23 protein-coding genes are annotated in these 26,964 nt (G+C 71.7%); 10 read left to right on the plus strand and 13 right to left on the minus strand.

Features of this window, described 5'->3' with window-relative positions:
* Window positions 1-103: 103 nt before the first annotated feature.
* The 6 genes from ACFY9V_RS01970 (at window position 104) to pknB (ending at window position 8,344) form a co-directional block, all read left to right on the plus strand.
* Window positions 104-1,027: a DUF3662 and FHA domain-containing protein gene (locus tag ACFY9V_RS01970; protein ID WP_355336704.1), complete on the plus strand. Its 924-nt coding sequence runs from the start codon at window positions 104-106 to the stop codon at window positions 1,025-1,027.
* Window positions 1,028-1,037: 10 nt separating this feature from the next.
* Window positions 1,038-1,565, plus strand: a complete 528-nt coding sequence (locus tag ACFY9V_RS01975) for an FHA domain-containing protein (protein ID WP_355336703.1) — start codon at window positions 1,038-1,040, stop codon at window positions 1,563-1,565.
* Between the two features lie 57 nt (window positions 1,566-1,622).
* Window positions 1,623-3,161 (plus strand): Stp1/IreP family PP2C-type Ser/Thr phosphatase, encoded by a 1,539-nt coding sequence (locus ACFY9V_RS01980; protein WP_355336776.1) that lies wholly within the window; start codon window positions 1,623-1,625, stop codon window positions 3,159-3,161.
* 79 nt (window positions 3,162-3,240) lie between these two features.
* Entirely contained in the window at window positions 3,241-4,626 is a 1,386-nt protein-coding gene (locus ACFY9V_RS01985; protein ID WP_355336702.1) for an FtsW/RodA/SpoVE family cell cycle protein, read from the plus strand.
* Window positions 4,623-6,089: a penicillin-binding protein 2 gene (locus ACFY9V_RS01990; RefSeq protein WP_355336701.1), complete on the plus strand. Its 1,467-nt coding sequence runs from the start codon at window positions 4,623-4,625 to the stop codon at window positions 6,087-6,089. The genes ACFY9V_RS01985 and ACFY9V_RS01990 overlap by 4 nt, the downstream gene beginning before the upstream one ends.
* 263 nt (window positions 6,090-6,352) lie before the next feature.
* The gene (pknB, locus tag ACFY9V_RS01995; protein ID WP_391158751.1) at window positions 6,353-8,344 is read left to right on the plus strand and encodes a Stk1 family PASTA domain-containing Ser/Thr kinase; all 1,992 of its coding nucleotides are present in this window, start codon (window positions 6,353-6,355) and stop codon (window positions 8,342-8,344) included.
* An 82-nt stretch (window positions 8,345-8,426) separates the two neighbouring features.
* Here the strand turns inward: pknB and ACFY9V_RS02000 are convergent, their stop codons facing one another.
* The 5 genes from ACFY9V_RS02000 to ACFY9V_RS02020 form a co-directional block, all read right to left on the minus strand.
* Complete coding sequence (locus ACFY9V_RS02000; RefSeq protein ID WP_391158754.1) at window positions 8,427-9,128, minus strand: class E sortase; 702 nt, start codon at window positions 9,126-9,128, stop codon at window positions 8,427-8,429.
* A gap of 36 nt (window positions 9,129-9,164) precedes the next feature.
* Window positions 9,165-10,559, minus strand: coding sequence for a class E sortase (locus ACFY9V_RS02005; RefSeq protein ID WP_391158756.1), 1,395 nt, complete (start codon window positions 10,557-10,559; stop codon window positions 9,165-9,167).
* A complete protein-coding gene (locus ACFY9V_RS02010; RefSeq protein WP_391041973.1) occupies window positions 10,556-11,233 on the minus strand; it encodes an aminodeoxychorismate/anthranilate synthase component II in 678 nt (225 codons plus the stop codon). The genes ACFY9V_RS02005 and ACFY9V_RS02010 overlap by 4 nt, the downstream gene beginning before the upstream one ends.
* Complete coding sequence (locus ACFY9V_RS02015) at window positions 11,230-11,430, minus strand: hypothetical protein (RefSeq protein ID WP_355336696.1); 201 nt, start codon at window positions 11,428-11,430, stop codon at window positions 11,230-11,232. The genes ACFY9V_RS02010 and ACFY9V_RS02015 overlap by 4 nt, the downstream gene beginning before the upstream one ends.
* Window positions 11,431-11,550: 120 nt before the next feature.
* A complete protein-coding gene (locus tag ACFY9V_RS02020) occupies window positions 11,551-12,255 on the minus strand; it encodes a DUF881 domain-containing protein (RefSeq protein ID WP_355336695.1) in 705 nt (234 codons plus the stop codon).
* 215 nt (window positions 12,256-12,470) lie between these two features.
* Here ACFY9V_RS02020 and crgA point away from each other — a divergent pair, with 215 nt between their 5' ends.
* Entirely contained in the window at window positions 12,471-12,728 is a 258-nt protein-coding gene (crgA, locus tag ACFY9V_RS02025; RefSeq protein ID WP_188281586.1) for a cell division protein CrgA, read from the plus strand.
* Window positions 12,729-13,023: 295 nt separating this feature from the next.
* On the opposite strand, the gene ACFY9V_RS02030 is transcribed toward crgA, so the two are convergent.
* Together ACFY9V_RS02030 and ACFY9V_RS02035 are read right to left on the minus strand one after the other, a co-directional pair.
* Window positions 13,024-13,878: a rhomboid family intramembrane serine protease gene (locus ACFY9V_RS02030; RefSeq protein WP_355336694.1), complete on the minus strand. Its 855-nt coding sequence runs from the start codon at window positions 13,876-13,878 to the stop codon at window positions 13,024-13,026.
* Between the two features lie 171 nt (window positions 13,879-14,049).
* The gene (locus ACFY9V_RS02035) at window positions 14,050-14,577 is read right to left on the minus strand and encodes a peptidylprolyl isomerase (RefSeq protein ID WP_355336693.1); all 528 of its coding nucleotides are present in this window, start codon (window positions 14,575-14,577) and stop codon (window positions 14,050-14,052) included.
* Between the two features lie 256 nt (window positions 14,578-14,833).
* Here ACFY9V_RS02035 and ACFY9V_RS02040 point away from each other — a divergent pair, with 256 nt between their 5' ends.
* Entirely contained in the window at window positions 14,834-15,646 is an 813-nt protein-coding gene (locus ACFY9V_RS02040) for a DUF5324 family protein (protein ID WP_391158759.1), read from the plus strand.
* Between the two features lie 200 nt (window positions 15,647-15,846).
* Here the strand turns inward: ACFY9V_RS02040 and ACFY9V_RS02045 are convergent, their stop codons facing one another.
* The 3 genes from ACFY9V_RS02045 to ACFY9V_RS02055 form a co-directional block, all read right to left on the minus strand.
* Window positions 15,847-17,445 (minus strand): MFS transporter, encoded by a 1,599-nt coding sequence (locus ACFY9V_RS02045; RefSeq protein ID WP_391158761.1) that lies wholly within the window; start codon window positions 17,443-17,445, stop codon window positions 15,847-15,849.
* A 203-nt stretch (window positions 17,446-17,648) separates the two neighbouring features.
* Window positions 17,649-21,110, minus strand: coding sequence for a BTAD domain-containing putative transcriptional regulator (locus ACFY9V_RS02050; protein WP_391158764.1), 3,462 nt, complete (start codon window positions 21,108-21,110; stop codon window positions 17,649-17,651).
* Between the two features lie 61 nt (window positions 21,111-21,171).
* Entirely contained in the window at window positions 21,172-21,711 is a 540-nt protein-coding gene (locus ACFY9V_RS02055) for a MarR family transcriptional regulator (RefSeq protein ID WP_391041982.1), read from the minus strand.
* A gap of 84 nt (window positions 21,712-21,795) precedes the next feature.
* On the opposite strand from ACFY9V_RS02055, the gene ACFY9V_RS02060 reads away from it, so the two are divergent.
* On the plus strand, window positions 21,796-22,440 hold the full coding sequence (locus ACFY9V_RS02060) for an NAD(P)H-dependent oxidoreductase (RefSeq protein ID WP_391041984.1): 645 nt from the start codon (window positions 21,796-21,798) through the stop codon (window positions 22,438-22,440).
* 70 nt (window positions 22,441-22,510) lie between these two features.
* On the opposite strand, the gene ACFY9V_RS02065 is transcribed toward ACFY9V_RS02060, so the two are convergent.
* Both ACFY9V_RS02065 and ACFY9V_RS02070 read right to left on the minus strand, forming a co-directional pair.
* Complete coding sequence (locus ACFY9V_RS02065) at window positions 22,511-23,341, minus strand: methyltransferase domain-containing protein (protein WP_391158766.1); 831 nt, start codon at window positions 23,339-23,341, stop codon at window positions 22,511-22,513.
* A 55-nt stretch (window positions 23,342-23,396) separates the two neighbouring features.
* A complete protein-coding gene (locus tag ACFY9V_RS02070; protein ID WP_391158768.1) occupies window positions 23,397-24,134 on the minus strand; it encodes a DUF4232 domain-containing protein in 738 nt (245 codons plus the stop codon).
* Window positions 24,135-24,322: 188 nt separating this feature from the next.
* On the opposite strand from ACFY9V_RS02070, the gene ACFY9V_RS02075 reads away from it, so the two are divergent.
* Entirely contained in the window at window positions 24,323-25,777 is a 1,455-nt protein-coding gene (locus ACFY9V_RS02075; protein WP_391158770.1) for a helix-turn-helix domain-containing protein, read from the plus strand.
* Window positions 25,778-25,833: 56 nt separating this feature from the next.
* On the opposite strand, the gene bla is transcribed toward ACFY9V_RS02075, so the two are convergent.
* Complete coding sequence (bla, locus tag ACFY9V_RS02080; protein WP_391158773.1) at window positions 25,834-26,823, minus strand: class A beta-lactamase; 990 nt, start codon at window positions 26,821-26,823, stop codon at window positions 25,834-25,836.
* Window positions 26,824-26,964 lie beyond the last annotated feature (141 nt).

A 26,964-nucleotide genomic window follows, 5' to 3' on the forward strand; every position in this document is an offset into this window, starting at 1 on the left:
CCAGGGGATTCGGGGAACCACAGGTTTTTCCCGCGCGTGGATACGATCAGTAAGCAGTATCGGAAATCGTTGGGCCGGAAGGTCGCGAGGAGGGAGGTGCCCCGTGGGAGTACTGAAGCGCTTTGAGCAGCGCCTGGAGGGCCTGGTGAACGGCACCTTCGCCAAAGTGTTCAAGAGCGAGGTGCAGCCCGTCGAGATCGCGGGCGCGCTCCAGCGCGAGTGCGACAACAACGCCACGATCTGGAACCGCGACCGCACCGTCGTGCCCAACGACTTCATCGTGGAGCTCAGCTCCGGCGACTTCGAGCGGCTGAGCCCGTACGCGGTGCAGCTCGGCGACGAGCTGGCCGGGATGGTCCGCGACTACGCCAAGCAGCAGCGCTACACGTTCATGGGCACCATCAAGGTGCACCTGGAGCGGGCCGACGACCTGGACACCGGGCTCTACCGGGTGCGCAGCCGCACGCTGGCCTCCAGCGAGTCGCAGCACCAGGGCGGCGCGCCCCAAGCCGCCCACCAGGCCGCCCACCAGGCCCCGGCCGCCCCCTCGTACCAGCAGAGCCCGCAGCACCAGCCGCAGGCGCCGCAGCGTCCGACGTACGCGCAGCCCGGCGGACCGCAGCGGCCCTCGGGTCCGCCGCCGATGCCCGCCGCCCCGCCCCCCGGCGGCGGTGGCGCCCGTCACGGTGTGGCGCCCGTCACGCGGCTGCCCGGCACCGGCGCTCCCGCGGGGGCCCCCGGCGCGGCCACCCGCCGCTGGATCGAGATCAACGGCAACCGCCACCAGATCTCCCGCTCGACGCTCGTTCTCGGCCGTTCCACCGAGGCCGACGTGCGGGTGGACGACCCGGGCGTATCGCGCAAACACTGCGAGATCCGGGTCGGAACGCCGTCCGTGGTCCAGGACCTCGGGTCGACAAACGGCATTGTGGTGGACGGACAGCACACCACGCGCGCTACGCTCCGCGACGGCTCCCGCATTGTCGTGGGGAGCACCACCATCGTGTACAGGCAAGCCGAAGGGTGAAGCGGGGGCAATGTCAGAGCTGACCCTGACGGTCATGCGGTTGGGTTTCCTCGCCGTTCTGTGGCTGTTCGTGATCGTCGCGGTGCAGGTCATCCGCAGCGACCTCTTCGGTACCCGGGTGACCCAGCGAGCGGCGCGCCGCGGGGACGGCCAGTCGCGTCCTCCGCAGCAGCGCCAGCAGCAGGCCGCCGCCGCGCAGGCCCAGCCGCGGCAGCAGCCGCAGAACAACCGCCAGCGCCGCGGCGCCCCCACCAAACTGGTGGTCGCCGAGGGCTCGCTCGCGGGGACGACGGTCGCGTTGCAGGGCCAGACGATCACCCTCGGCCGGGCACATGACTCGACGATTGTGCTCGACGACGACTACGCGTCCAGTCGGCATGCCAGGATCTACCCGGACCGCGACGGCCAGTGGATCGTCGAGGACCTCGGATCCACGAACGGCACCTATCTGGACCGGAACCGGCTGACCACGCCGACCCCTGTCCCGCTGGGTGCGCCGATCCGCATCGGCAAGACCGTCATCGAGCTGCGGAAGTAGTCGCACTATGGGCGAGCGGAGCCACGACGCGCGAGCGAGAGGGTGGGCAGCGTGCGGATGTACCCGGAGCCGACGGGGGAGGTGCGCATGTCTTTGAGCCTGCGTTTCGCCGCCGGTTCGCACAAGGGCATGATCCGCGAGGGGAACGAGGACTCCGGCTACGCCGGTCCGCGTCTGCTCGCGATTGCCGACGGCATGGGCGGACAGGCCGCCGGCGAGGTCGCCTCGTCCGAGGTGATCTCCACCATCGTCACGCTCGACGACGACATCCCCGGCTCCGACATCCTCACCTCGCTCGGCACCGCCGTGCAGCGGGCCAATGACCAACTGCTGCACATGGTCCAGGAGGACCCGCAGCTCGAAGGCATGGGCACCACGCTGACCGCGCTGCTGTGGACGGGCCAGCGGCTCGGCCTGGTGCACGTCGGCGACTCCCGCGCGTATCTCCTCCGGGACGGCGTCCTCACCCAGATCACCCAGGACCACACCTGGGTGCAGCGGCTGGTCGACGAGGGCCGGATCACCGAGGAGGAGGCCACCACCCACCCGCAGCGCTCCCTGCTGATGCGCGCGCTGGGCAGTGGCGAACACGTCGAGCCCGACCTGTCGATCCGCGAGGTGCGGGTCGGCGACCGGTATCTGATCTGCTCCGACGGCCTGTCCGGCGTCGTCAGCCACCAGACGCTGGAGGACACCCTCGCCGGGTACCAGGCGCCGCACGAGACCGTGCAGGAGCTGATCCAGCTCGCGCTGCGCGGCGGCGGACCCGACAACATCACCTGCATCGTCGCGGACGTGCTGGACACCGACGACGGCGACACGCTGGCGGCGCAGCTCAACGACACCCCGGTGGTCGTCGGCGCGGTCGCCGAGACCCAGCTCCCGCTGAGCGACCCGCGGCACCTCCAGACCCCGGCGGGGCGCGCCTCCGAGCTCGGCCGTACGCCCCCGCCGCAGCAGCAGGGCCCCGCGGGCTCCTTCGGCCCGCCCGGCAGCGGCGAACCCGGCGCGGCCGGTGCCGCGCCGCTGGGCACCTTCGGGTCGTACGACGACGACGGCCAGACCAAGCCCGCCAAGACCCGTAAGTGGCCCAAGCGCACGGCGATCACCGTCATCGTGCTCGCCGTCATCGCCGGCGGTCTGTACGGCGGTTACGCGTGGACGCAGACGCAGTACTACGTCGGCGCCAAGGGCGACCACGTCGCCGTGTACCAGGGCATCGACCAGAAGCTGGCCTGGATCAAGCTGTCGAAGGTCCACAAGGACCGCCCCGACATCGAACTCAAGTACCTACCGGCCTACCAGCAGAAGCAGGTCCAGGACACCATCGCGCTCAGCAGCCTCGGCCAGGCCGACGACAAGGCCGACGAGCTGGCGACGCAGGCCGGTGTCTGCAAGAAGGTCGCGACGGCCAAGACCCTCGCCGACCAGGCCAAGGCGGCGGCGAAGGCCGCCGAGGACAAGATGCCCGCAGCGGGCACCACCGGCACGCCGGGTGCGAAGAAGAGCAGCGCCACCCCGACGGCGGACCCCACGCCGCCGCTGACGCCCGACGAGAAGAAGCTGGCCCAGCAGTGCGGTACGAGCCAGCAGTAGCGGCTGGTCGCGCACCGGAAGCCCCGCGGGGACCGGCGAGCGCGCCGGCGGCGGGACCAGCAGGAGGAGTCGGCTCGTCATGAGCGCCAGCAACACCACCACCATCACGTCGATCGGCGCGCCCAACCGTCGCAACACCGAACTGGCGCTGCTGGTCTTCGCGGTGCTCATCCCGGTCTTCGCCTACGCCAACGTCGGGCTCGCCAAGAACGACTCGGTCCCGGCGGGGCTGCTCAGCTACGGCCTCGGCCTCGGCCTGCTCGCGGGGATCGCGCACCTGCTGGTCCGTAAATTCGCGCCGTACGCCGACCCGCTGATGCTGCCGATCGCCACGCTGCTCAACGGCCTCGGCCTGGTGCTGATCTGGCGGCTCGACCAGGAGCCGTCGCTGGGCAAGGCCATGGCGCCCAACCAGCTCATGTGGTCCACGCTCGGAGTGGCGCTCTTCGTCGGCGTGCTGGTCTTCCTCAAGGACCACCGCATCCTCCAGCGGTACACGTACATCTCGATGATGGTGGCGCTGGCCCTGCTGGTCGCGCCGATCTTCTTCCCCGGGGTGAACGGCGCGAAGATCTGGATCACGCTGCCGGGCATCGGCTCGCTCCAGCCCGGTGAGTTCGCGAAGATCGTCATCACCGTCTTCTTCGCCGGATACCTGATGGTCAAGCGGGACGCGCTGGCGCTGGCCAGCCGCCGCTTCATGGGCCTGTACCTGCCGCGTGGCCGCGACCTCGGCCCGATCCTGGTGATCTGGGGCATCAGCCTGCTGATCCTGGTCTTCGAGACCGACCTCGGCACGTCGCTGCTCTTCTTCGGCCTGTTCGTGATCATGCTGTACGTCGCCACCGAGCGGACCAGCTGGATCGTCTTCGGCCTGCTGCTCAGCGCGGGCGGCGCGGTCGTCGTCTCCTCGATCGAGCCGCACGTCAAGGAGCGCGTCCACAACTGGCTGCACCCCCTGCAACTGGCGTCCAACGGCGGTGTCACCGAGACCGCGCAGACGATGTACGCGTTCGGCTCCGGCGGCATCTTCGGCTCGGGACTCGGCCAGGGCTACTCCCGGCTGATCGGCGGCATCGCGCCGAAGAGCGACTACATCCTCGCCACCGTCGGCGAGGAGCTGGGCCTGGCGGGCCTGATGGCCGTCCTGCTGCTGTACGCCCTGCTGATCGAGCGCGGTGTGCGGACGGCCCTCGCGGCCCGCGACCCGTTCGGCAAGCTGCTGGCGATCGGCCTGTCGGGCGCCTTCGCGCTCCAGGTCTTCGTGGTCGCGGGCGGCGTCACCGGGCTCATCCCGCTGACCGGTATGACCATGCCGTTCCTGGCGCAGGGCGGCTCCTCGGTGATCGCCAACTGGGCGCTGGTCGCGATCCTGCTGCGGATCAGCGACACCGCCCGCCGTCCGGCCCCGAGCCCGGCCCCCTCCCCCGATGCCGAACCGACCCAGGTGGTGCGCACCCAGTGAACAAGCCTCTCCGACGGGTCGCGGTCTTCTGCGGTCTGCTCGTCCTCGCCCTTCTGCTGCGCGTGAACTACGTGCAGTTCGTCCAGGCCGACCAGCTCTCCAACGACGTGCACAACCGCCGGGTCGCCATCAACCAGTACGCCCAGCCGCGCGGCGACATCATCGTCGACGGCGGCAAGGCGATCACCGGTCACACCGAGACCACGGGCAGCGACTTCAAGTTCAAGCGGACCTACGTCGACGGCCCGATGTGGGCGCCGGTCACCGGCCACGCCTCGCAGGCGTTCGGCACCACCTTCCTCGAAGGCGTCGAGGACAAGTTCCTCACCGGCAACGACGACCGGCTGTTCTTCAACCGCACCATCGACCTGCTGACCGGCAAGGAGAAGCAGGGCGGCAACGTCGTCACGACGCTGAACGCCAAGGCGCAGAAGGCCGCGTTCCAGGGCCTGGGGAACAAGAAGGGCGCGGTCGTCGCGCTCGACCCCGGCACCGGCGCGATCCTGGCCATGGCGAGCACCCCGTCGTACGACCCGTCGACCATCGCGGGCAACTCCAAGACCGACGAGAAGAACTGGGTCGCGCTCGACAAGAAGAACGACCCCGACGACCCGACGCAGAACCGCGCGCTGCGCCAGACGTACCCGCCGGGTTCGACGTTCAAGCTGGTGACGGCCGCCGCGGCGCTGGAGAACGGCGCGGTGACCGACATCAACGCGAAGACCGACACCCCGCTGCCCTACATCCTTCCCGGCACCACGACCCCGCTGAAGAACGAGGGCAACATCCCCTGCAAGGAAGCGTCGCTGATCGACGCCCTGCGGGTTTCGTGCAACACCGTCTTCGGCCACCTGGGCGCGGACAAGGTGGGCCTCCAGGCGATGGTCGACGAGGCGGAGAAGTTCGGCTTCAACAAGGAGCAGTTCGTCCCGGTCCGCGCGAACGCCAGCAACTTCGACACCAAGATGACCAAGGACCAGGTCGCGCTCTCCTCCATCGGCCAGTTCGACACCGCGGCCACTCCGCTCCAGATGGCGATGGTCGCCTCGGCCATCGCCAACAACGGCAAGCTGATGAAGCCGTACATGGTCGACAAGCTGGTGGCGCCGAATCTGAGCACCATCTCGCAGACCAACCCGAGCGAGATGTCGCAGCCGCTGTCGCCGGAGAACGCGCAGAAGCTCCAGACGATGATGGAGACGGTGGTCAACTCCGGCACCGGCACCAACGCCAAGATCTCCGGCGTCAAGGTCGGCGGCAAGACCGGCACCGCGCAGAACGGCATCAACAACGAGGGCACGCCGTACGCCTGGTTCGTCTCGTACGCGATGACCGACCAGGGGTCGCCGGTCGCCGTCGCGGTCGTCGTCGAGGACGGTGCGGCCAACCACGACGACGTCAGCGGTGGCGGTCTGGCCGCGCCGATCGCCAAGAAGGTCATGGAGGCCGTCCTCAACAAGTGAGGGCCGGCCGCCCGGCAGGCCCGGTCCCCCGCACGGTCCCGGGCCCGGCGTCAAACCCGGTGTCAGGCCCGGTCCCGGCGCCGGAAACGGTCCGGAGACCGCCCCCGGGACCGGCGCACGTACCGGACAGGTACCGGTCGGGTATCGGCGGGCGGGCAGGGCGCGAAGGGACCAGAAACGCCCGGTAGCGTATGCCCGAGCATCCGCAGGGCACGGCATTACCGGTTTTGGGTCAAGAACGGGTTTGAGGAGAGGGCAGAGCTATGGAAGAGCCGCGTCGCCTCGGCGGCCGGTACGAGCTGGGCTCAGTGCTCGGCCGTGGTGGCATGGCCGAGGTGTACCTCGCCCATGACACCCGGCTCGGCCGCACTGTCGCCGTGAAGACGCTGCGGGTGGACCTCGCCCGCGACCCGTCGTTCCAGGCCCGGTTCCGCCGAGAGGCCCAGTCGGCCGCCTCGCTCAACCACCCGTCGATCGTCGCCGTGTACGACACCGGCGAGGACTACGTCGACGGGGTCTCGATCCCGTACATCGTCATGGAGTACGTGGACGGCTCCACCCTGCGTGAGCTGCTGCACTCCGGACGCAAGCTGCTGCCCGAGCGCGCCATGGAGATGACGGTCGGCATCCTCCAGGCCCTGGAGTACAGCCACCGGGCCGGCATCGTGCACCGCGACATCAAGCCCGCCAACGTCATGCTCACCAGGACCGGCCAGGTCAAGGTCATGGACTTCGGCATCGCCCGCGCCATGGGCGACTCCGGTATGACCATGACGCAGACCGCGGCCGTGATCGGCACCGCGCAGTACCTCTCCCCCGAGCAGGCCAAGGGCGAGCAGGTCGACGCCCGCTCCGACCTGTACTCGACCGGCTGCCTGCTCTACGAACTGCTGACCGTGCGGCCGCCCTTCGTCGGCGACTCCCCGGTCGCGGTGGCCTACCAGCACGTGCGCGAGGAGCCGCAGCCGCCGTCGGTGTACGACCCCGAGGTCACGCCCGCGATGGACGCGATCGTCCTCAAGGCGCTGACCAAGGACCCGAACTACCGCTACCAGTCGGCCGACGAGATGCGGGCCGACATCGAGGCGGCCCTCGACGGGCAGCCGGTGGCCGCCACGGCGGCGATGGGCTCGGTCGGCTACGGGTACGGCTACCCGGACAGCCAGGCCACCACGGCGATGCCGTCGCAGAACGACCAGCACACGTCCATGCTTCCGCCGCTGCGCGAGGAGGACGGCGGTTACGGCTACGACGACCGCCCGGACCGCCGCCGGCAGAAGAAGGGCGGCAACAACACCTCCACGGTGCTGCTGGTCGTCGCGGGCATCCTGGTCCTGGTCGGCGCGATCTTCCTGGGCAAGGCGCTGTTCAGCGGCAGCGGCGCCGCGGACAACGGCACCGTGCCGAATCTGGTCGGCGCGTCCCTCACCGACGCGCAGGCCAAGGCCACCAACGTCGATCTGAAGATCGTCCAGGGTCCGGCCGAGTTCTGCGACAGCATCGACAAGAACCTCGTCTGCAAGCAGACCCCGGCAGCCGACGCCGCGATCCCGGACGACAAGACGGTCACGGTCGTCCTGTCCAAGGGCCAGGCGCCGATCGAGGTCCCGGACGTCAAGAACGACAAGTACGACTCGGCGGCGAGCCAGCTCACCGCCAAGGGCTTCGAGGTCGACCGCAAGAACAAGACGACCACCACGGAAGACCCGGACACCGTCCTCGACCAGACCCCGAAGGCCGGTACGAAGCAGCCCAAGGGCACGACGATCACGCTGACCGTCGCGGTGGCCCCCGAGAAGAAGGCGCCCACCGACGTCAAGGGCGTCCCGTACGACAACGCGGTCGCCCAGCTCAAGGCGCAGGGCTTCACCAACATCACCCGCGCGCCGCAGGACGTCCCCTCGGACACGACCGCCAAGGGCAGCGTCACCGCCCAGACCCCGGACCCGGGCGCGGGCCCGATCGCCCTGGACACCTCGATCGTCCTGACGGTCTCGTCCGGCCCGCCGCAGACGCAGGACCCGCAGAAGCAGATGCCCGGGGATCTGGGTGGCAAGACCGTGGGTCAGGCAAAGGCCGAACTCGACGGGCTCGGCCTGAACCTCCAGGTCTCCGCGGTCGGTCCTGGCGGCAACCCGGTCGGCGACAACGCCATGGTCATCTCGGTCGACCCCGGAGCGGGCGCGCAGCTCTCCGAGGGCCAGCCGGTCAAGCTGATCGCCGTCGGCGGCAACGGCAACGGCGGGGGCGGCTGACCCCCCGGCAGTACGTGAAGGGGGGCGGCCCGCACACCTGGTGTGCGGGCCGCCCCCCTTTCACGTGTGTCGCCGTACGCGCCTACCGCAGCTCGGCCGGCGGGGTGCGGGCCCCGTCGACCTTCTCGGTGCGGACGAGTTCGCCCCAGACGATGTAGCGGTAGCGGGAGGTGTAGACGGGGGTGCAGGTCGTGAGGGTGATGTAGCGGCCCGGCGTGGTCTTGCCGGACTCCTTGGGGACCTGGTCGGTGACGGCGACGTTGTACTTCGAGGTCTGGTCGAGGATCTTGTAGACCTTGTAGACGTACCAGGTGTCCTTCGACTCGAAGACGACCGGGTCGCCGTCGTGGATCTTGTCGATGTTGTGGAACTTGGCGCCGTGGCCGTCGCGGTGGGCGGCGAGGGTGAAGTTGCCGGTCTTGGCGGTCGGCAGCGCGGCGGGGACGGGGTCGGTGTAGTAACCGGCGACGCCCTCGTTGAGGACCTTGGTCGAGGTGCCCTTCTTGACCAGCACCTCGTAGTCCTTGCCCATGGCGGGGACGTGCAGGAAGCCGATGCCGTCCTTGGTGTCGAGGCTCCCCGGTCCCGCGTCGGGCGTCCGGGCCCAGTCCTGCCGGACCTTGTCCGCCGCCTTGTGCTCATGGCGGTCGGCGAGGACGTTCGTCCACCACAGCGAGTAGGCGACGAACAGCGCGAGCACCAGGCCCGCGGTGATGAGGAGTTCGCCGATGACGCTGATGGTGGCCGCGATGGGCCCCCGGCCGCCGCGTTTGGTCGTGGTCACGCCGTTCCGTTCCTCAAGTTCCGCTTGGAGCATGGATCACTCCACCAGCGCGTCGGGCTTGCCCTTGCTGCGCGGCCGTTCCTCGGTCAGCTTTCCCCAGACGATCAACCGGTTGGTGCTGGTGAATTCGGGGGTGCAGGTGGTCAGCGTCAGATAGCGGCCGGGCCCGGTGAAGCCGGAGCCGGTCGGCACCGGCTTGATCACGCTGATGTTGGACGGCGGGGTGGACGCCAGCGAACTGGTGATCTCGTACGTGTAGTAGGTGTCCGCCGTCTCGACCACGACCTTGTCGCCGGGCACCAGATGGTTGATGTAGCGGAACGGTTCACCGTGGGTGTTGCGGTGGGCGGCGACCGCGAAGTTGCCGGACTTGTCCCACGGCATCGCGGTGTTCAACACGCCGTCGTAGTGGCCGATCATGCCCTTGTCCAGCACATTGTGCTTCGAGACGCCCTGCGCGATGGGCGCCTTGACGTCCAGCTTGGGGATGTACATGATCGCGAAGCCCTGGCCGGGCGAGAAGGTGCCGGGGACCCGGTTCGGGTCGTCCTTCGTGGCGTCCCACTGGTGCTGGAGGTTGTTCGCGGCGCCGCTGGCCTGCTGGTGCGCGCGGACGTTGGTCCACCAGAGCTGGTACGTGACGAACAGCAGCATCAGCACGCCGGTGGTGATGAACAGCTCACCGACGATACGGCTGACGACGACCGCCGGGCTCTCCTTGGCGGCCTTCGCGGCCCTGCGGGCCTCGACCCGGCTGAGCGGGACGGCTCCGGCGGGGGCCGCACCGGCCGCGCCACCGGGCGTACGGCCCCTGGCGCGGTGGCCGCCGTGTCCGGCGCCGCCGCGCTGCTGTGCCTGCGCCGCCTTCCGCCGCGCGGCCCGCCCGCCCTCGCCGTCGGGGCCGAGCACGGGACCCGACGCCGGACCGGGCCCGGGACCCGCGGGCTCGGGGGCCGGTTCCGGGGCCGACTCCGTGGTGGGGAAGACGGATTCGAGTACGTCGTCCGCGGGCGGTTCGACGGCCGGCTGCTCGACCGGCCGCACGACGGGCTGCACGACCGTCGCCGTGCCGAGGTCCAGCTCCTCGTCCGCGGTGACGGGCCGGACCGGGGGCGGCGGAGGAGGCGGGGCCGCCTGCGGCGGCTCCTCGGGTACGAACCAGGGCGCGGCCGGCTCGTCGAACACCGGCTCTTCGTAGGCCGGTTCGGGGAAGACCGGCTTCTCGTACGCCGGTTCCGGGAAGACCGGCTCGTCGAACACCGGCTTCTCGTACGCCGGTTCGTCGTAGGTCGGCTCGGGAACCGCGGGGGGTCTTCCGGGGAGAGGGTCGTTCAGGGGGTCGTCGAGCTGCTCGACAACGGCTTTGAACTGCCCGGTGTCCTCATAGGACATCGGGCCGTCCGAGGGGCGCTCCGGGCGGAGCGTGGTCACGCCCCGGCCCTCCCCGCAGGACTCCCCGAACCTCCGGCGCCCCCCGCCGTACCGACCACGGGCGCCAGCCCCTCGGAGCGGCCGACGGCCCCCGGATCACCGCACTCGGCGAGCCAGTTGGCCAGCATCAGATGGCCCCACTCGGTGAGCACCGACTCCGGGTGGAACTGCACGCCCTCGACGGCCGCGTCCCGGTGCCGCAGCCCCATGATCACGCCGGACTCGGTCCACGCGGTGACCCGGAACTCCTCGGGCACGGTGTCGCGTTCGACGGCGAGCGAGTGGTAGCGGGTCGCGGTGAAGGGCGACGGCAGCCCGGCGAAGACGCCGGTCCCGTCGTGCGTCACCAGCGACGTCTTGCCGTGCAGCAGCTCCGGCGCGCGGTCCACGACCCCGCCGTACGCGACGGCCATCGACTGGAGGCCGAGGCACACGCCGAAGACCGGTACCCCGGTGTCCGCGCAGTGCCGCACCATGTCGACGCAGACGCCCGCCTCTTCCGGCGTGCCGGGGCCGGGCGAGAGCAGTACGCCGTCGAAACCGTCCTGCGCGTGCGCGGGCTTGACCTCGTCGTTGCGCCGCACCTCGCACTCGGCGCCGAGTTGGTAGAGGTACTGGACCAGGTTGAAGACGAAGGAGTCGTAGTTGTCCACCACGAGAATGCGTGCGCTCATCGGACAGCGGCCGTCCCCGTCTCGCGTACGACGGCCATCCCGTTGTCGACGGTGACCTCGTTGAACGGCAGCAGCGGCTCCGCCCACGGAAAGATGTACTGGAAGAGGAGGTAGACGACGGCCAGGGCGAGCACGAGCGAGATCAGAGCCCTCACCCACGCGTTACCCGGCAGATGCCGCCAGATCCAGCCGTACATGCGCTGCCTTCCTTCCTCTTCCCCGGAACAGAGTAAAGGGAGATCGGCGTGATAGGGGGCCCGGCTGGACAAAGGCTTCGGCATGCGTTCGCCAATGCTTCGGCCGGGGACGCCCGCCGCTCACGACGCCGGCTCCGCGTAGTGCAGGTCGGTCGAGCCCGAGTAACCGGGCAGCGTCGTCCGCTTCTGCGCGCCGACCTTCCAGCCGAGGCCGTACGCGTTCACGTACTGGAGGTAGTTCTGGATGGCCGGGCTGTCGTTGAGCGCCTTGCGCAGTTTGGCCTGGTCGCCGACGGCGGTGATGCGGTACGGCGGGGAGTAGACGCGGCCCTGGAGGATCAGCGTGTTGCCGACGCAGCGCACCGCGCTGGTGGAGATCAGCCGCTGGTCCATGACGCGGATGCCCTGGGCGCCGCCCTGCCACAGCGCGTTGACCACGGCCTGGAGGTCCTGCTGGTGGATGACCAGGTCGTTGGGCTGCGGGTCGGGGACGCCGGGGACCAGCGCGGTCGCGTTCGGCGGGGCGTCGTTGAGCGTCACGTCGATCGCGGGGCCGGTCAGCTTGCCGGTGCCCGCCGCCTTGTCGAGGGCGTCGAGCCTGGCCCGCTCGGCGGGGCTGACGCCGTCGCCCTGCCGGGTCAGCCGGTCCACGTCCTTGCGCACCCCGGAGAGCTGGTCCTCCAGCTGCTGATTACGGGTGTTCTTGGTACGTACGGTGTCGGACAGCTTCGGCAGCGGGTCGTCGCTGCGGATGTCGACGCCCTTGGCGGTGTTGAAGCTGGTCCAGAAGATCAGTCCGGCGAGCGCGAAGACTCCCGCACTCATGGTCCGCAGCGCTACGGTGCGGTGGGCAGGACGGGAGGAGGGGGTGGGGGATACCCCGTCTGAATCCGTCACCGTACCCTGTCTCCTTATAACCCGAGGAAGCACTACGCTAACGGACGCCCGGAAGCGGTAGTGACCCTTACCAGGCCCAGAACCCGCCCGGCTTACCCCGCACACCCGCGCGGTTACGCAGCGCATCGACAGGAGCGTCCCTCGTGCCGAAGTCACGGATCCGCAAGAAGGCCGATTTCACGCCGCCACCGGCGAAGACGGCCACCGCCATAAAGTTCAACACCAACCGCAACTGGGTCGCGCCGCTCATGCTGGCGTTCTTCATCGTCGGTCTGGCGTGGATCGTGCTGTTCTACGTGACGCAGGGCAGTCTGCCCGTCGAAGCGTTCGGCAACTGGAACATCGTGGTCGGTTTCGGCTTCATCGCGGGTGGGTTCGTCGTGTCCACCCAGTGGAAGTAGCCGTCCCCAGCGGGGTGCCGGGGGCCGCGTCGGCGTGCTGCCGGACGTTTGTCCACACGGTTATCCACAGTGGGGAAAAGGTCGGAAGATCTGTGGATAACCTCTACGAGGTTGACGCCGGTACGACCGGTGGCCAGGACGTCGGCCACCGGTCTTTCGCTGATCTTGGGCTTGCGCGGGCGTGAAACACGGTCTTCCGGCGACTTGTGCACAACTTGCGAAGACCCGCCTACACGCTGTGGATAACGTGTGATCAACGCCAATGGACACGGGTCCACGGCCGCGAATCCGTCCCTCAGGACGTGACCTGCGCCACAGCGATCACGCTGAGCGCGATCGAGACCACCAGGACCGCCGCCGTGGTCCCCCACTGCACCAGATCGCGGCGCTCGCGCGGCGCGTAGGCCATCCCTATGGCGATCGCGGTACCCGCCACCAGTCCGCCGATGTGGCCCTGCCAGCTCACGTCGGCCCAGGTGAAGGTGAACACGATGTTGAGCGCCAGCAGGATCAGCACCGGCCGCATGTCGTAGCGCATCCGCCGCATGAACACGGCCGTCGCGCCGAACAGACCGTAGACCGCGCCCGAGGCGCCCAGGGTGAGCGACGACGGGGCGAGCAGCAGCACCAGCGCGCTGCCGCCGAGCGCGGAGACCAGGTAGAGCGCGAGATAGCGGGCCCGGCCGAGCATCCGCTCCAGCGGGGCGCCGATCCACCACAGCGACAGCATGTTGAAGCCGATGTGCAGGACCGCCTGGTGCAGGAACGCCGAGGTGATGAGGCGGTACCACTGGTCGGGGCCCTGGGCGACGCCGATGCAGCCGTGCTGTCCGAACGGGTCGTTGCCGCAGACCGCGTACAGCCCGAGGTCGTAGACCAGCCGGTCGCCGACCGCCTGGACCAGCAGGAACACCGCGATGTTCAGGCCGATGAGGATCTTGGTGATCAGGAACGGGTCGGCCGCGACCGTGCCGCCGGCGACCGTACGCGGCGCCGCCGTGTGCCGGCTGGACTCGTTGACGCAGTCCGGGCACTGGAAGCCGACCGACGCGTTGACCATGCACTCGGGGCAGATCGGCCGGTCGCACCGGGTGCAGCGAATACCGGTCTCCCGGTCCGGGTGCCGGTAGCAGCAGACCGCCTGGTCCATGAGCCTTCTCCCTGAATGAAGCGCCTCGCGATGCGGCGCGGAGGCGCTGAGACGCCCCGCCCACTCCTACGTGCGGGCGGGGCGCGATGTTCCCGAAGACGTTCCCCTGAGACGTTCCCCGAAGGTGCTTCCGAAGGGTACGGGATACGGGCCGCGGGGCGGCGGGCCGCGTCAGCGCTTCTCGATCACGACCGTCTCGATGATGACGTCGTCCAGCGGCCGGTCGGTGCGCGGGTTGGTCGGCGCGCCGATGATCGACCCGACGACCTTCTTGCTGGCCTCGTCCGCGACCTCGCCGAAGATGGTGTGCTTACGGGTCAGCCAGGTGGTCGGCGCGACCGTGATGAAGAACTGCGAGCCGTTGGTGGCCGGGCCCGAGTTGGCCATCGCCAGCAGATAGGGCTTGTCGAAGGCCAGGTCGGGGTGGAATTCGTCGGCGAACTCGTAGCCGGGACCACCGGTGCCGTTCCCCAGCGGATCGCCGCCCTGCATCATGAAGCCGGAAATGACGCGGTGGAAGACGGTGCCGTCGTAGAGCTTGGCCGTGGAAGGCCGGCCGGTACGGGGGTCGGTCCACTCGCGGGTGCCCTCGGCGAGCCCGACGAAGTTGTCCACCGTCTTGGGCGCGTGGTTCGGCAGCAGCCGGATCACGATGTCGCCGTGGTTGGTCCTCAGGGTGGCGTAGAGCTGCTCGGCCACGGTCTACCTTCCATAGTCTTCGCTGACAGGGACAAATCCTTTCACGGACGCGGTGGCGCGCGCGGGGTTCCCCGAGGGTCCGTGGCAAGGGAGCCGGCGGCGCGTCCCGAAGGCCCTCCCGGACACCGGGACGGACCGCTCGGAACGGGTACCTGACCCGTATGCGCGTCCACACATGCCGGACCCGCCATCGACAGGCATGATTTCAAACTGGGTGGAAAGGCGAAAACCGTACGCCACCGAGGAGGAGGATCCCGTGACCCGCATCGACAGCGTGCGCCACGCAGCCGACGTGACCAAGGACAGCGTGCGGCATGCCGCGGAGGTGGCGGCGCCGTACGCGAGCACGGCTAAGGACAACGCCGCGTACTACGCGCAGCAGGCCGGCGCACTGGCCAGGCAGCAGTACGACGCCCATCTCGCCGACCGGGTCGACCAGGCCCGCGAACAGGCGAAGTCGGCCGTGCCGCCGAAGGCCGCCGACGCGCTCGGCACCGCCGCCAAGCGGACCCGCCGCAGCGCGCGGGCCGCCGCCGACTACACCGCGCCGAAGGTGCGGGCGGCGGCCGACTACACCGCGCCCAAGGTGGAGTCCGCCGTGACCGCGACCCGCTCGGTCGCCGGTCCGGCCAAGGACGAGGCGGTGCTGCGCGGTGCCGCCGCGCTGCACGCCCTGCGCGGCCAGGTGACCGCGGCCGAGATCGACGGGCTGGTCCGCAGGCGGGTGCGCCGCGAGCGCACCGGCCGGGTCTTCCGCGGGCTCGTCGTCGCCGGTCTCGTCGGCGGTGCGGCCTTCGCCGCCTGGAAGTGGTGGTCGAAGCAGACCAACCCGGACTGGCTGGTGGAGCCGCCCGAGGCGACCGACGTCGCCGACCGCGGTCCCGTGAACAGCAGCGGCACCCTCACCGTCGTCGAGCCGGTCGGCCACCCCAACGGGTCCTCGCCGAACGGCACGATCGACCAGGTCGACGGCTCCCTCGAGGCCGATGGCCTCGACCCCGAGGTCGAGGCCAAGCAGGCCGACGCCGACCGCCCCGACGACGAGGGCCGGGGCGGCACCTACCCCTAACCGCCGACGAGGGACGAATCGCGCGATCAGCCGTGACGTGTGTGGCACGTCACGGCTGATCGCGCCGTGGCGCGGGTGAGAACCGTCCCCAGCGGGGCGGTTGCTGTCGTTTTCGGGCTCAAAGCCCGGCGGGGGCTGAGCGCGCCGTTCCCCGCGCCCCTTCGGGGCTCGTACCCACCGTGCGCACAAGTGCGCCGTCGTCAGACGGCAGGGGCAGGTTGGGGGGCCTGCTCCGCGGGGGCTTCGGGGACGTCGAGCACGGCGGGGACCCCGCGGAGGGCGAACAGGGCGGCGACGGCACCGGCCAGCATCAGCGCGGCGGCGATGTAGAGGGTGCCGTGCAACCCGTCGGTGAAGGCCGACTTGGCGGCGGCGACGACCTGCCGCCCGGTGGCGCCGGGCAGGGCGGCACCGGTCTCGACGCCGGAGGTGACGGATTCGCGCGCGGTGGCGGCCCGGTCGGGGGAGAGCCCGGCGGGCAGGGTGAGGCCGTTGCGGTAGAAGGCGCTGAGGACCGACCCGAGGATGGCGATACCGAGGGCGCCGCCGAGCTCCATGGCGGTCTCGGAAATGGCGGCGGCCGTACCGGTCTTGGTCCTGGGCACGCTGGCCAGCAGGGTGTCGGCGGTGACCGAGAAGACGAAGATCAGTCCTGCGCCGTTGACGACGAGCGCCGGAAGCAGCAGCCAGTAGCTGGTGTCGGCGCTGATCAGCCCGAACGCGGCGGTGCTCAGCGCCATGAGCAGCAGGCCGAACGAGACGGTACGGGCCCGGCCGATCCTCGGGATCAGCAGCGCGGACAGCGGCGCGGCGAAGGCGGCGGACAGCGGTCCCGGCAGCAGCGCGAGCCCCGCGGTCAGCGGCGACCAGCCGCGTACCACCTGGAAGTACAGGGAGAAGCCGAGGGACAGGGTGGTGGCGGTGAACAGCGTCACGACGTTGGAGCCGACGGCCCCCGCGAAGGCGGGGTTGCGGAAGAACCTCAGGTCGAGCAGCGGTTCGGCGAGGGTGGTCTGGCGGCGCAGGAAGAGGACGAGGGCGGCGAGGCCGACGGCCGCCGAGATCCAGACGGCGTGGTCGTCGACGCCGTCGCGTGCGGCGGCCTTGATCGCGTAGATCACGCCGAAGAGCCCGGCGATCGACAGGGGCACGCTCGGCCAGTCCAGCCGTCCCGGGTGCGGATTGCGGGACTCGGGGAGCAGGACGGCGCCCGCGACGAGGACGGCGGCCATCACGGGGACGTTGATCAGGAAGACCGAGCCCCACCAGAAGTGGTCGAGCAGCGCGCCGCCGACGACCGGGCCGAGCGCGAAGCTGGCCGCGCCGATGCCGCTGCTGATGCCGATCGCGGTGGTCCGCTCCTTGGGGTCGTCGAAGACGCTGCGGACCAGCGACAGGGTCGACGGCATGATCGTGGCCCCGGCCAGGCCGAGCAGCGCGCGGGACGCGATCAGCATGCCGGGGCCGTCGGCGTAGGCGGTGAGCGCGGAGGCCGCGCCGAAGCCCGCGACGCCCAGCAGCAGGAGCTTCTTGCGGCCGATCCGGTCGCCGACGTTGCCCGCCACGATCAGCAGGCCGCCGAGGACGAAGCCGTAGATGTCCACGATCCACAGGAGCTGCGTGGAGGACGGGCCCAGCTCGCGGGACAGGGACGGGATCGCGTAGTTGAGGACGCTGTTGTCGATGCCCAGCAGCGCGGCGGCCACGCAGCAGATGGCCAGGACGGCCCAGCGCCGCCGGTGCGCCTGTTCGGCGGCGCTCCCGCCGCCCCTCACGTCGTCGTTCGGTGTCGTCGTCATGGCAAGCAGCGTGCGGCGGCCCGCTGACGGCCGGCGCACCGTCGGCTGACAGGGCCGGGGCGCGATCCGGTCAGCGGGCGGTCGGGGCTGGGCCGGGGCGCGGGTCCCAGGACGGGAGCCGCACGCGGCAGGCGGTCGGAGAGCGTCAGGGGCGCGGGTCTCGGGCCCGGTCTCGCCCACGCGGCGGCCGGTTCGCCGTCCGCTCAGTCCGCCGTGAGGTACGCCGTCAGGACGGCGAGTGCCGCGTCGCGGTCGAGGGCGGCGGCCCGCGCGCGCTCGCGCTCGTACGCCTCGTCGCCCAGCGCGGCGCGTACGGCGGCGACGGTCGCGGCGGCGTCCGGCCCGGTGGGCGGCCGGCCGCGCAGGGCCTCGGCGGCGCCGAGGAGGGCGGCGGCCCGTGGCGCGTCGCCGTTGAGCAGGGCGAGGCCCGCGGTGGCCTCGGCGGCGACGGCGCCGTTGAGCGGGAGCCGCATGGCGACGCTGTCGAGGGTGACCGCCTCGCGGAAGTGGCCGCGGGCCAGGTCCGGGTCGCGGTCGGCGACGGCGACCCGGCCCAGGGCGACGAGGACGGCGGAACGGGTGCCGTTGCTGGAGAACCAGCCGACCGGGCACTCGGCCAGCGCCTGCTCGTACAGCGCGCGGGCGCCGTCGCCGTCGCCGCGCAGCCGGACGGACTCGGCCAGCGCCAGGTGGGCGAGTGCCAGGCACTCGGGGGTGCCCGCCCGGCGGGACAGCTCCACGGCCCGCTCGCTGTACGCGGCGGCGGTCGCGTAGTCGCCCGCCTTGGTGCTGTACGCGGCGCGGATGCAGAGCAGCTCCGCCATGTCGAGCGCCGAGTCCAGCTCCTCGGCGAGCAGCAGCGCGTCATCGAGGAGGGAGTCGGCGAGCGCGAGTTCACCGCGGTGGTCGGCGAGGTCGGCCAGCACGTTGAGGTTGGTGATCATGCCCCAGCGGTCGCCGAGGCGGCGGAACTCCTCGTAGGAGGCGGTGCAGTGGATCCGCGCGGCGACCGGGTCGGCGCGCGTCAGCCAGGACTGGAATCCGCTGCCGAGCAGGATCAGCGCGCGGTACCAGGGGTGGTCCCGCTCGGTGAGGAACTCGTCGAAGACCGCTTCCAGGACGTCGATGCCCTCGTCGGGGACCCCGGCGAAGGGCGCCCACAGCAAGGTGAGCACGGGGTAGCGGCGGGACAGCCGGTGCATCGCCTCGACCACCCGGGTCGCCGCCGCGACATGGTCGGCGAACTCCTCGGGGTCGGGCAGCATCCCGACCACCGCCATCACGCACAGCGCGTACTCCTCCTCCATCCCCTCCGGCGGATTCGGGCCGACGGCGGCGAGGACCTGGCGGGCGGGTCCGAAGCCCTCGTAGCGCACGCCGCGCAGCAGCCAGTACGAGGACAGGGCCGCGATCAGCCGCATCGCGGTACGCACCTCGCCCGCCTCCAGGCTGCGGTGGAGCGCGGCCTGGAGGTTGTCGCGCTCGTCGCCGAGCAGCCGCAGCCACTCCAGTTGCTCGGCGCGGCGCAGGTGCGGGTCGGCGGTGAGCGCGAAGTCCAGGAAGTACGCGGCGTGCGCGCGCACCGTCGCCTCGCGCTCCCCCGCCTCCGCCAGCCGCTCGGCGCCGTACGCCCTGATCGACTCCAGCGCGCGGTAGCGGATCCGGCCCGCGCCGTCCGGCTGCTCGGCCACCACCAGGGACTTGTCGACCAGCGCGTCCAGCAGGTCCAGCACGTCCTCGGCGAGGATTCGCGCGCCGTCCGCGCACACCGCCTCCGCGGCGGCGGGCGTCCAGCCGCCCGCGAAGACCGAGACACGGCGGAGCACGGCCCGCTCGTCGTCGGGCAGCAGGTCCCAGCTCCAGTCGACGACCCCGCGCAGGGTGCGCTGGCGCGGCTGGGCGGTGCGGCTGCCGCGCGACAGCAGCCGGAAGAGCGCGTCGGGCCGTACGCCCAGGCTGTACGGGGCGTCGTCGTCGGGGAGCGCGCCGAGCCGGTCGGCGATGTCGGTCACCGACAGCGAACGCAGCCGGGCCGCGGCCAGTTCGATGGCGAGCGGCAGCCCGTCGAGCGCGGTGCACAGCCGCAGGACGGCGTCCACGGTGGCCGGGTCCGCGGTCGCGTCGAGGTCGAGGTCGGGGCGTACGGCGGCGGCCCGCTCGGTGAACAGCCGCACGGCGGGGGAGCGCAGCGCCTGCTCGCGGTCGGTGCCGGGCCGGGGCACGTCGAGCGTGGGCACCGGGCACAGCGTCTCGCCGTTGATGCCGAGGGCTTCCCTGCTGGTGGCGAGCAGCCGCAGCAGCGGTGACCCGGCGAGCAGCCGCTCGGCCAGCCGGGCCGCGTCCTCCACCACGTGCTCGCAGTTGTCGAGGACCAGCAGCAGCGGGCGGCCGTCCAGGGCGGCGGTGATCCGCGCGACGGGGTCGTGCGGGCCGGGGTCGTGCCCCTGGCCGCCGGACGCGGCCGATCCGGCCGCCAGCAGCCCGCCGGCCCGCAGGCCGAGCGCGCCCAGGACGGCCTGCGGGAGTTCCGCGCCGTCGCTGAGTCCGGCCAGCGGCACGAAACAGGCGTCGTGCGCGTACCGCCCCGCGGCCTCCACCGCCAGGCGCGTCTTGCCCGCGCCGCCGGGGCCGGTGAGTGTGACGAGCCGCTGGCGCGCCAACTGCTCACCGATCCGCTCCAGTTCGGCGGACCGGCCGATGAAGCTGGTGAGCTGGGCGGGGAGTTCGTGCCGGGGCGGGGCCGGGGCGGGCGCGCCGTCCCCTGAACCTCCCGCGCCTTCCGTCGATGTTCCACGTGGAACATGTCCGTCGGCGCCCACCCTGTCCGCCGTGTCTGTTTCACGTGGAACATCCTGCGGCGCGTCCCGTGGAACATCCCGCCGGGCGGCCCGCGGCGCGTCCCGTGGGGCCTCGCGTGAGATGTCCCGTGGAAGCAGCGCCGGGTCACCGCGCAGCACCGCGAGGTGGACGGCGGCCAGTTCGGGTCCGGGGTCGGCGCCGAGGGAGTCGGCCAGTTCGCGCCGGGCCTCCTCGTACGCCTCCAGCGCCTCGCTCTGCCGTCCGCTGCCGTACAGCGCGCGCATCAACTGGCCGCGCGGGCGCTCCCGCAGCGGGTGCGCGGTGACGAGTTCGCCGAGTTCGGCGACCAGGGAGCGGTGGCGGCCGAGGGCGAGGTCGGCGTCGACTCGGTCCTCGACGGCGCCGGTCCGCAGCTCTTCGAGCCGGGTGATCTGCGCGGCGGCGAAGGGCGCGGGGCCGACGTCGGCGAGTGCGGGGCCGCGCCACAACGCGAGGGCGGTGCGCAGCAGTCGCTCGGCCAGGACCGGGTCGCCCGCGGCCAGGGCGGCGCGGCCCTCGGCGCTCAGCCGCCGGAAGCGGTGGGCGTCCACCTCGTCCGGTGCGACGGCGAGCCGGTAGCCCGCGGGGAGCCCTTCGAGCGGCACCGGCAGCACCTGGCGCAGCCGGGAGATCTGGGACTGCACGGCGTTCCCCGCGCCCGCGGGCGGCTCGTCGCCGTAGAGGCCGTCGATCAGCCGCTCGGCGGGCACCGCCCGGCCCGCGTCGAGCAGCAGCAGGGCGAGCACCGCGCGCCGCCGGGGGCCGCCCAGCGCGACCTCGGCGCCGTCCGCGCCCACCACCCGCGTCGCGCCCAGGATGCCGAACATCACGCCCCCGTTCTCCGCCCGGGAGCGCGGGCCGACGCCGCCCGTTGCTCCCCGGGCACCGTCAGCAGGTCTCCGTGTCCCCCGCCTCGCCCAGGCACTCCGGCACGGCGGCCGGGGCGTCGGTCACGCAGCTCAACGCCGCGTCCGTCGCCGTCCCGTCCACGCCGTGTCCCGACGCGGCGAGCTGGAGCAGATCGTAGAGGGTGTCGCGCTGGCCGGTGTCGAGCGCGCAGAGGACTTCGTCCTCGACGCGGGCGAGCGCGAATTCGGCCTTGGCCAGCCGCTTGCCGCCCTCGTCGGTGAGCTGCACCAGGTGGCGCCTGCGGTCCTCGGGCGAGCGGAGCCGTTCGATCAGGCCGTCCGCCTCCAGATCGTTGAGCAGGCCGACGACATTGGCGCGGTCCATCATCAGCGTCGTGGAGAGCGCCTGCTGGGTGCTGCCGTGCTGGTCACGCAGGACGGTGAGGGCCACCAGGTGCCGTGGGCGCAGGCCGAGCGGGGTCAGCACGGACTCGGCGTGCAGTCGCATCCGGCGCGTCAGCTGTTCGAGCAGCGCGCCTGAACGTCGCGGGGGCTGGTTGAGCACGGGCAGTGAGGCCACTTCCTCAGTCTATCGGGCGGCGTGGAATCATGACGTGCTATAAATCGTTGGCGTTACACAAACCAAGTATGAAGGGTTAACGAGATGCCTCACCTCCTGCACATCGATTCCAGCGTCCAGGGCGACCGATCCGTCAGCCGCCGGTTGACCGCGCGGGCCGCCGCCGCCTGGAAGGCCGCCCACCCCGATGGCACGGTCACCTACCGCGACCTGGGCAAGGACCCGATTCCGCACATCCACACCGGCACCGTGGGCGTGGCGATGATCCCGGCCGAGGACCGCACCCCCGAGCAGGCCGCCACCTACGCGCTGTCCGAGACGCTGATCGGTGAGGTCAAGGAGGCGGACACCGTTCTACTCGGTCTGCCCGTCTACAACTTCGGCGCGCCCAGCAGCGTCAAGTCATGGGTCGACCACCTGATCGTGCCCGGTCTCTCCGTCGACGCCGAGACGAGGGACCCGCTGCTGACCGGCCGCGACTTCGTCGTCCTCGCCTCGCGCGGCGGCGGCTACGCCCCCGGCACCCCCCGCGAGGGCTGGGACCACGCGGAGCAGTGGCTCCCGCACGGCGTGGTCATGACCGGCCTGGTCCCGCGCTTCATCACCGCTGAGCTGACCCTCGCGCCGGTCACCCCGGCCATGTCCGAGCTGATCCCGCTCGCCGAGAAGAGCCTCGCGGCGGCGGAGGAGGCGGTCGACGCGCTGTGGCAGCCGGTGCGGGCCGCCTGATCCCTCGGGATTCCCTGACCCCTCAGGGGCTCGCGGAATGACGCCCCGGCTCCACCTGCCCGGGCCACGGCTACGCCTGCGCCACCACGATGTAGAAGGTCACGGCCGCGAGGAAGGGCCCTGAGGCCAGGTGGTCCAGCCAGCGACGGGCCCCTTCGACGGTGAAGTACCCGGCGGCGAGGGCCCGTTGCGTGGTCCGCTCCAGGCCGAGGACCTTGTCGGCGGCGCCGACGTCCCGGAAGGCGGGCGTCACCGGGACGACCGTCGGCACCGTGAAACCGGCCTCCGCCGCCAGCCGGGGGAGCTGCCTGCCAATCCGGGCGTTACGGATCACCTCGTCGGTCACGTACCGCGTGTAGGCGCGCGACAGCTCGTCGTCGGGGTGGTCGACGGTCAGCGTGTCCCAGTCCGGCTCGCCCAGCACCAGCCGCCCGCCGGGCCGCAGCACACGGCGGGCCTCGCGCAGCGCCCGTACGGGATCGGCGACGTGTTGCAGCACCCGGTCGGTGCGGGCGCGGTCCACGCTGCCGTCGGCCAGGGGCAGTTCGTGGACGTCACCGAGGTGGACGGTGACGGTGTCCCGGTCGGCGGTACGTTCCCTGGCGGTGTCGACGGCGACCTGGTCGTGGTCCACACCGATGACCGCGCCGGGGGCGGAGCCCGTGCCCGTACCGCTGACCGCGTCGGCGAGGGCGCCGAGGTCGGTGCCGGGGCCGCAGCCGATGTCCAGGACCGTCTGGCCGGTCCTGACATCGAGTGCGTCGAGCATGCGGCCCTTGTAGAAGCGGCCCAGGTCCGTCGCGGCGAGACGGTCGAGGTAGACGACGGAGCCGGGAGCGACGGTCTCGAAGACGGCTGAGGTCGGTGAACTCGGTGAGCTCGATGAGGTCGATGACGTCATGGCGCCAGTCAACCAACCGCCCCGCGTCGGCGGGCTCCTTCCCCCGAAGGGGCGGCTACCAGGAGATCGCGTCGTTCATCGACTGCTGCCAGTAGCTGACCTTGAGCGAGTCGTCGATGTAGGTGCCCCCGGCGGGCAGCGACGGGTGGGCGCCGGTGCCGACGCTCTCGTTGCCGGAGCGGCCGTGGAAGTAGACGTTCAGGGTCTTCACGGTGCGGCCGTGCCCGGCGCTGCCGTCGGCGGCGGCCAGGACGATGACGGCGTAGCCGGACTCACCCGGGTTCAGGGTGACGACCGCCTGCGGCTGGGACTCCTCGATGACCGGCGGCTCGGCCTGCGCGTCGGTGAACTGCACGGACGGGTACGTGTAGAGGAGGCAGGGGTTCCCGCCGGTGTTGGTGACCGTGAGCAGCATGTGGTTCACGGGACGGTTCAGCGGGGACGCGACCGTCTTGGTGTTGGAGCCCTGGCAGGTGACCGCCGTGTCCTTGGCCCCGGGCTTCTTCGGCGCGGGTGCCTTGGCCACGGGCTTCTTGGTCGAGGCGTCCGCGGCGGGCTTCGAACCGACCGGCGTGCCCCCGGCGTCCGCAGTGGTGGAGCCGGAACCGGGAGTGAGGGTCGGGGTGACCGAGGGCGAGCCGTCAGAGGAGGAGGACGAAGAGGCCGGCGAGGCGCCCTCGTCCCTGCTGCCCGACCCGTCGTCGCAGGCGGTCAGGGCGAACGCGGCGAGCGCCACGGTCGCGGCGGCGGTGACGAAGCGGGTACGGGTACGGGAGTTCCGGATGCTGGACATGTGGCGGGTGCCCCTTAGTCGTTCGGGTGGTGGTGCTGCTTGGATGACTGGAGCTTGCGGGGCAATCCGTCCCAGCCACCACCGTCGGCGGGCAGTTGGGGACGCTGGGATGGAGAAACCGGCTCTGAGCAGGGGGAACGCACATCCCCTGGAATGCGTGACTGGGACGCGGGGGGATGGAGGAACTGATGTCGGTGGCAACAGGGGCCGGTGAAACGAACGAGTTCGCGACCCTGCTGCGGCAGCTCAAGGACCGTTCGGGCCTGAGCTACGGGGCGCTGGCGAAGCGGCTGCACATGAGCACGTCGACGCTGCACCGCTACTGCAACGGCACCGCGGTGCCGAACGAGTACGCGCCGGTCGAGCGCCTGGCGCGGGTCTGCCGGGCGACGCCCGAGGAACTGATGGAGCTGCACCGCCGCTGGATCCTCGCGGACGCGGCGCGCGACCGGCGCGCGGAACAGGCCGCGGCGGCGCGGGCGGGGGCGGCAGCGGCGGAAGCCGGGGCGGCGGCACCGGGTACGGAGCAGGCGGCGCCGTTGTCGCAAGCGGCGGAGGCGGGCGCCGGGGCCGAGACCGAGACCGAGACCGGGACCGGGACCGGGACCGGGACCGAAGCCGGGACCGGGGCCGAAGCCGGGACCCCGGCCAAGGCCAAGGCCGAGACCGACGGGAACGGTGACCTCGTCGTCACCGACCTGCCGCGCACGCCCGCGCCCGCACCGCCGTCACGCCGCCGCCGTCACGCCCTGATCGCGGCCGTCACCGTGGCCGCCGTCCTGGGAGCCGTGGTCCTCGCCGTGGACCGGCCCTGGGACGGCGGGAACGGCGGGGGTTCCGCCGACGGAAAGCAGCGGGCCGTCGGCGCCACCGGCACCACCGCCGCCACGACCACCGGTACGGCGGCCACCGCGACGCCGCCCGCCACCCCGTCCTCGACCGCGCCGAGCCGCACCCCGTCCACCACGCCCTCGGCCACCAGGACCGGCGGGGCCGCGCCCGCCACCAGGACCGGCGACGGCGAAGGCGACGGCAAGGCCCCGCCGGTCAGCGTCGACGTCCACCCCTACGTCCGCGCCGAGGAGAACCCGTGCAGCCAGCACTTCCTCGTCGACGCCGAGCCCTCGCACATGGGGCCGCCCGCCAGCGAGCAGGACTCACCGCGCTGGGCCGCCGCGTACGGCGCGGTCTCCTCCGACGAACAGCGCCTGTCCCTCACCGTCCAGGGCACCGGCTCCGAGACCGTCGTCCTGGAGGCCCTGCACGTACGGATCGTCTCCAAGGCCGCGCCGCTCGCCTGGAACGACTACGCGATGGCCGTCGGCTGCGGCGGCAATGTCGGGACGGCGGACTTCGGCGTCGACCTCGACAAGGGCAGCCCGCACCTCACCCCGGAGAACGGCCAGCGCGACTTCCCGTACAGCGTCAGTGAGTCGGACCCCGAGGTCTTCCGCGTCACCGCCACCACCAAGGCGTACGACGTCCGCTGGGACCTGCTCCTGGACTGGTCGAGCGGCACCCGCCACGGCACCCTCCACATCGACAACAAGGGCGTCCCCTTCCGTACCAGCGCCGACGTGAACCGTCCCGGCTACGACTACCCGCCCGGCTACACCGACTGGATCAAGCGGGAGGGCGGCTGAGGCGAGGCGGGGGACGACGCGGTGACGTACGGACACGGGTGACGCGGGTGAGACCGTTACCGCGTCAGTGCTCCGAAGGCGACTTCGGCCGCCCGGGCGATGAGCGCGTCGTCGCGGGTCGCGTCCTCGGCCGCGCGGCGGGACAGGACGGCGAGGACGATCGGCGCGCCCCCGCCGGGCGGCCAGGCGATGGCGATGTCATTGCGGGTGCCGTACCCGCCGGTGCCGGTCTTGTCGCCGATCCGCCACCCGCGCGGCGCACCGGCCCTGATGGTGTGGTCCCCGGTCGTGTTGCGCACGAACCAGTCGGTCAGCACGGCGCGCTTGTCGGCGGGGAGGGCCGTCCCGAGGACGTACGCGCGCAGGTCGGCGGCCAGGGTGCGGGGCGTGCTGGTGTCGCGGAGGTCACCGGGGACGGCGTCGCTGAGCGCGGGTTCGTACCGGTCGCAGCGGGTGACGTGGTCGCCGAGCGCGCGCAGGGCGTCCTGGAGCCGCCGGGGGCCGCCGAGTTCGCGGAAGAGAAGATTCGCGGCGGCGTTGTCGCTGTACCGGATGGCCGCGTCGCACAGGTCGCGCACGCTCATTCCGGTGGCCACGTGCTTCTCGGTGATCGGTGAGTTGCTGACGATGTCGCCCCGGCCGTAGCGCACGACGCGGTCGAGCCGCCGCAGCGAGTTCTTCTCCAGAACGGCTCCGGCGAGCAGGGCCTTGCAGGTGGAGGCGTACGCGAAGCGTTCGTCGGAGCGGTGCGCGACGGTACGGCCGCTGCCGGTGTCGAGCGCGTGGACGCCGAGGGTGGCGTCGAACTTCTTCTCCAGGTCGGCGAAGGCGCGCCGCGTGGCGGGGTCGGCGGCGTTCGTCGCGCCCGGAGCGGGTCGCGTGGGCCCGGTGGGCCGGGTCGCGGGCGGGGACGTCGTCGTCGGCCGGGCGCCCGACCGGGTCGGGGCGGACGTTCCGGAGCCGCCGCAGCCGGTGATCGGCACGGCCGCGATCCCGGCGAGGGTGGCGAGCGCGGAACGGCGGGAGACAGGAGCGCGGGTGTCCATGGGGTGCGGGACTCCGTTCTGAGGGGGGTGGGTTCGCAGTTCTGAGGGGGGTGGGTTCGCAGTTCTGAGGTGGGTGGGTTCGCAGTTCTGAGGGGGGTGGGTTCGCACCCGGGGGGCCGCCGGTCGGCTCAGGAGGTGAGC

Origin of the sequence: Streptomyces sp. NPDC008317, assembly GCF_042955955.1 — a bacterium.
Taxonomy (GTDB): Bacteria; Actinomycetota; Actinomycetes; order Streptomycetales; family Streptomycetaceae; genus Actinacidiphila.

What these genes read in the sequence shown, in the direction of transcription:
- ACFY9V_RS01975 (WP_355336703.1), top strand. Translation starts at nt 1,038, where the DNA reads ATGTCAGAGCTGACCCTGACGGTCATGCGGTTGGGTTTCCTCGCCGTT.
- ACFY9V_RS01980 (WP_355336776.1), top strand. Translation starts at nt 1,623, where the DNA reads ATGTACCCGGAGCCGACGGGGGAGGTGCGCATGTCTTTGAGCCTGCGT.
- ACFY9V_RS01985 (WP_355336702.1), top strand. Translation starts at nt 3,241, where the DNA reads ATGAGCGCCAGCAACACCACCACCATCACGTCGATCGGCGCGCCCAAC.
- pknB (WP_391158751.1), top strand. Translation starts at nt 6,353, where the DNA reads ATGGAAGAGCCGCGTCGCCTCGGCGGCCGGTACGAGCTGGGCTCAGTG.
- ACFY9V_RS02010 (WP_391041973.1), bottom strand. Translation starts at nt 11,233, where the DNA reads ATGAGCGCACGCATTCTCGTGGTGGACAACTACGACTCCTTCGTCTTC.
- ACFY9V_RS02015 (WP_355336696.1), bottom strand. Translation starts at nt 11,430, where the DNA reads ATGTACGGCTGGATCTGGCGGCATCTGCCGGGTAACGCGTGGGTGAGG.
- ACFY9V_RS02020 (WP_355336695.1), bottom strand. Translation starts at nt 12,255, where the DNA reads ATGAGTGCGGGAGTCTTCGCGCTCGCCGGACTGATCTTCTGGACCAGC.
- ACFY9V_RS02030 (WP_355336694.1), bottom strand. Translation starts at nt 13,878, where the DNA reads ATGGACCAGGCGGTCTGCTGCTACCGGCACCCGGACCGGGAGACCGGT.
- ACFY9V_RS02045 (WP_391158761.1), bottom strand. Translation starts at nt 17,445, where the DNA reads ATGACGACGACACCGAACGACGACGTGAGGGGCGGCGGGAGCGCCGCC.
- ACFY9V_RS02050 (WP_391158764.1), bottom strand. Translation starts at nt 21,110, where the DNA reads ATGTTCGGCATCCTGGGCGCGACGCGGGTGGTGGGCGCGGACGGCGCC.
- ACFY9V_RS02060 (WP_391041984.1), top strand. Translation starts at nt 21,796, where the DNA reads ATGCCTCACCTCCTGCACATCGATTCCAGCGTCCAGGGCGACCGATCC.
- ACFY9V_RS02065 (WP_391158766.1), bottom strand. Translation starts at nt 23,341, where the DNA reads ATGACGTCATCGACCTCATCGAGCTCACCGAGTTCACCGACCTCAGCC.
- ACFY9V_RS02070 (WP_391158768.1), bottom strand. Translation starts at nt 24,134, where the DNA reads ATGTCCAGCATCCGGAACTCCCGTACCCGTACCCGCTTCGTCACCGCC.
- ACFY9V_RS02075 (WP_391158770.1), top strand. Translation starts at nt 24,323, where the DNA reads ATGTCGGTGGCAACAGGGGCCGGTGAAACGAACGAGTTCGCGACCCTG.
- bla (WP_391158773.1), bottom strand. Translation starts at nt 26,823, where the DNA reads ATGGACACCCGCGCTCCTGTCTCCCGCCGTTCCGCGCTCGCCACCCTC.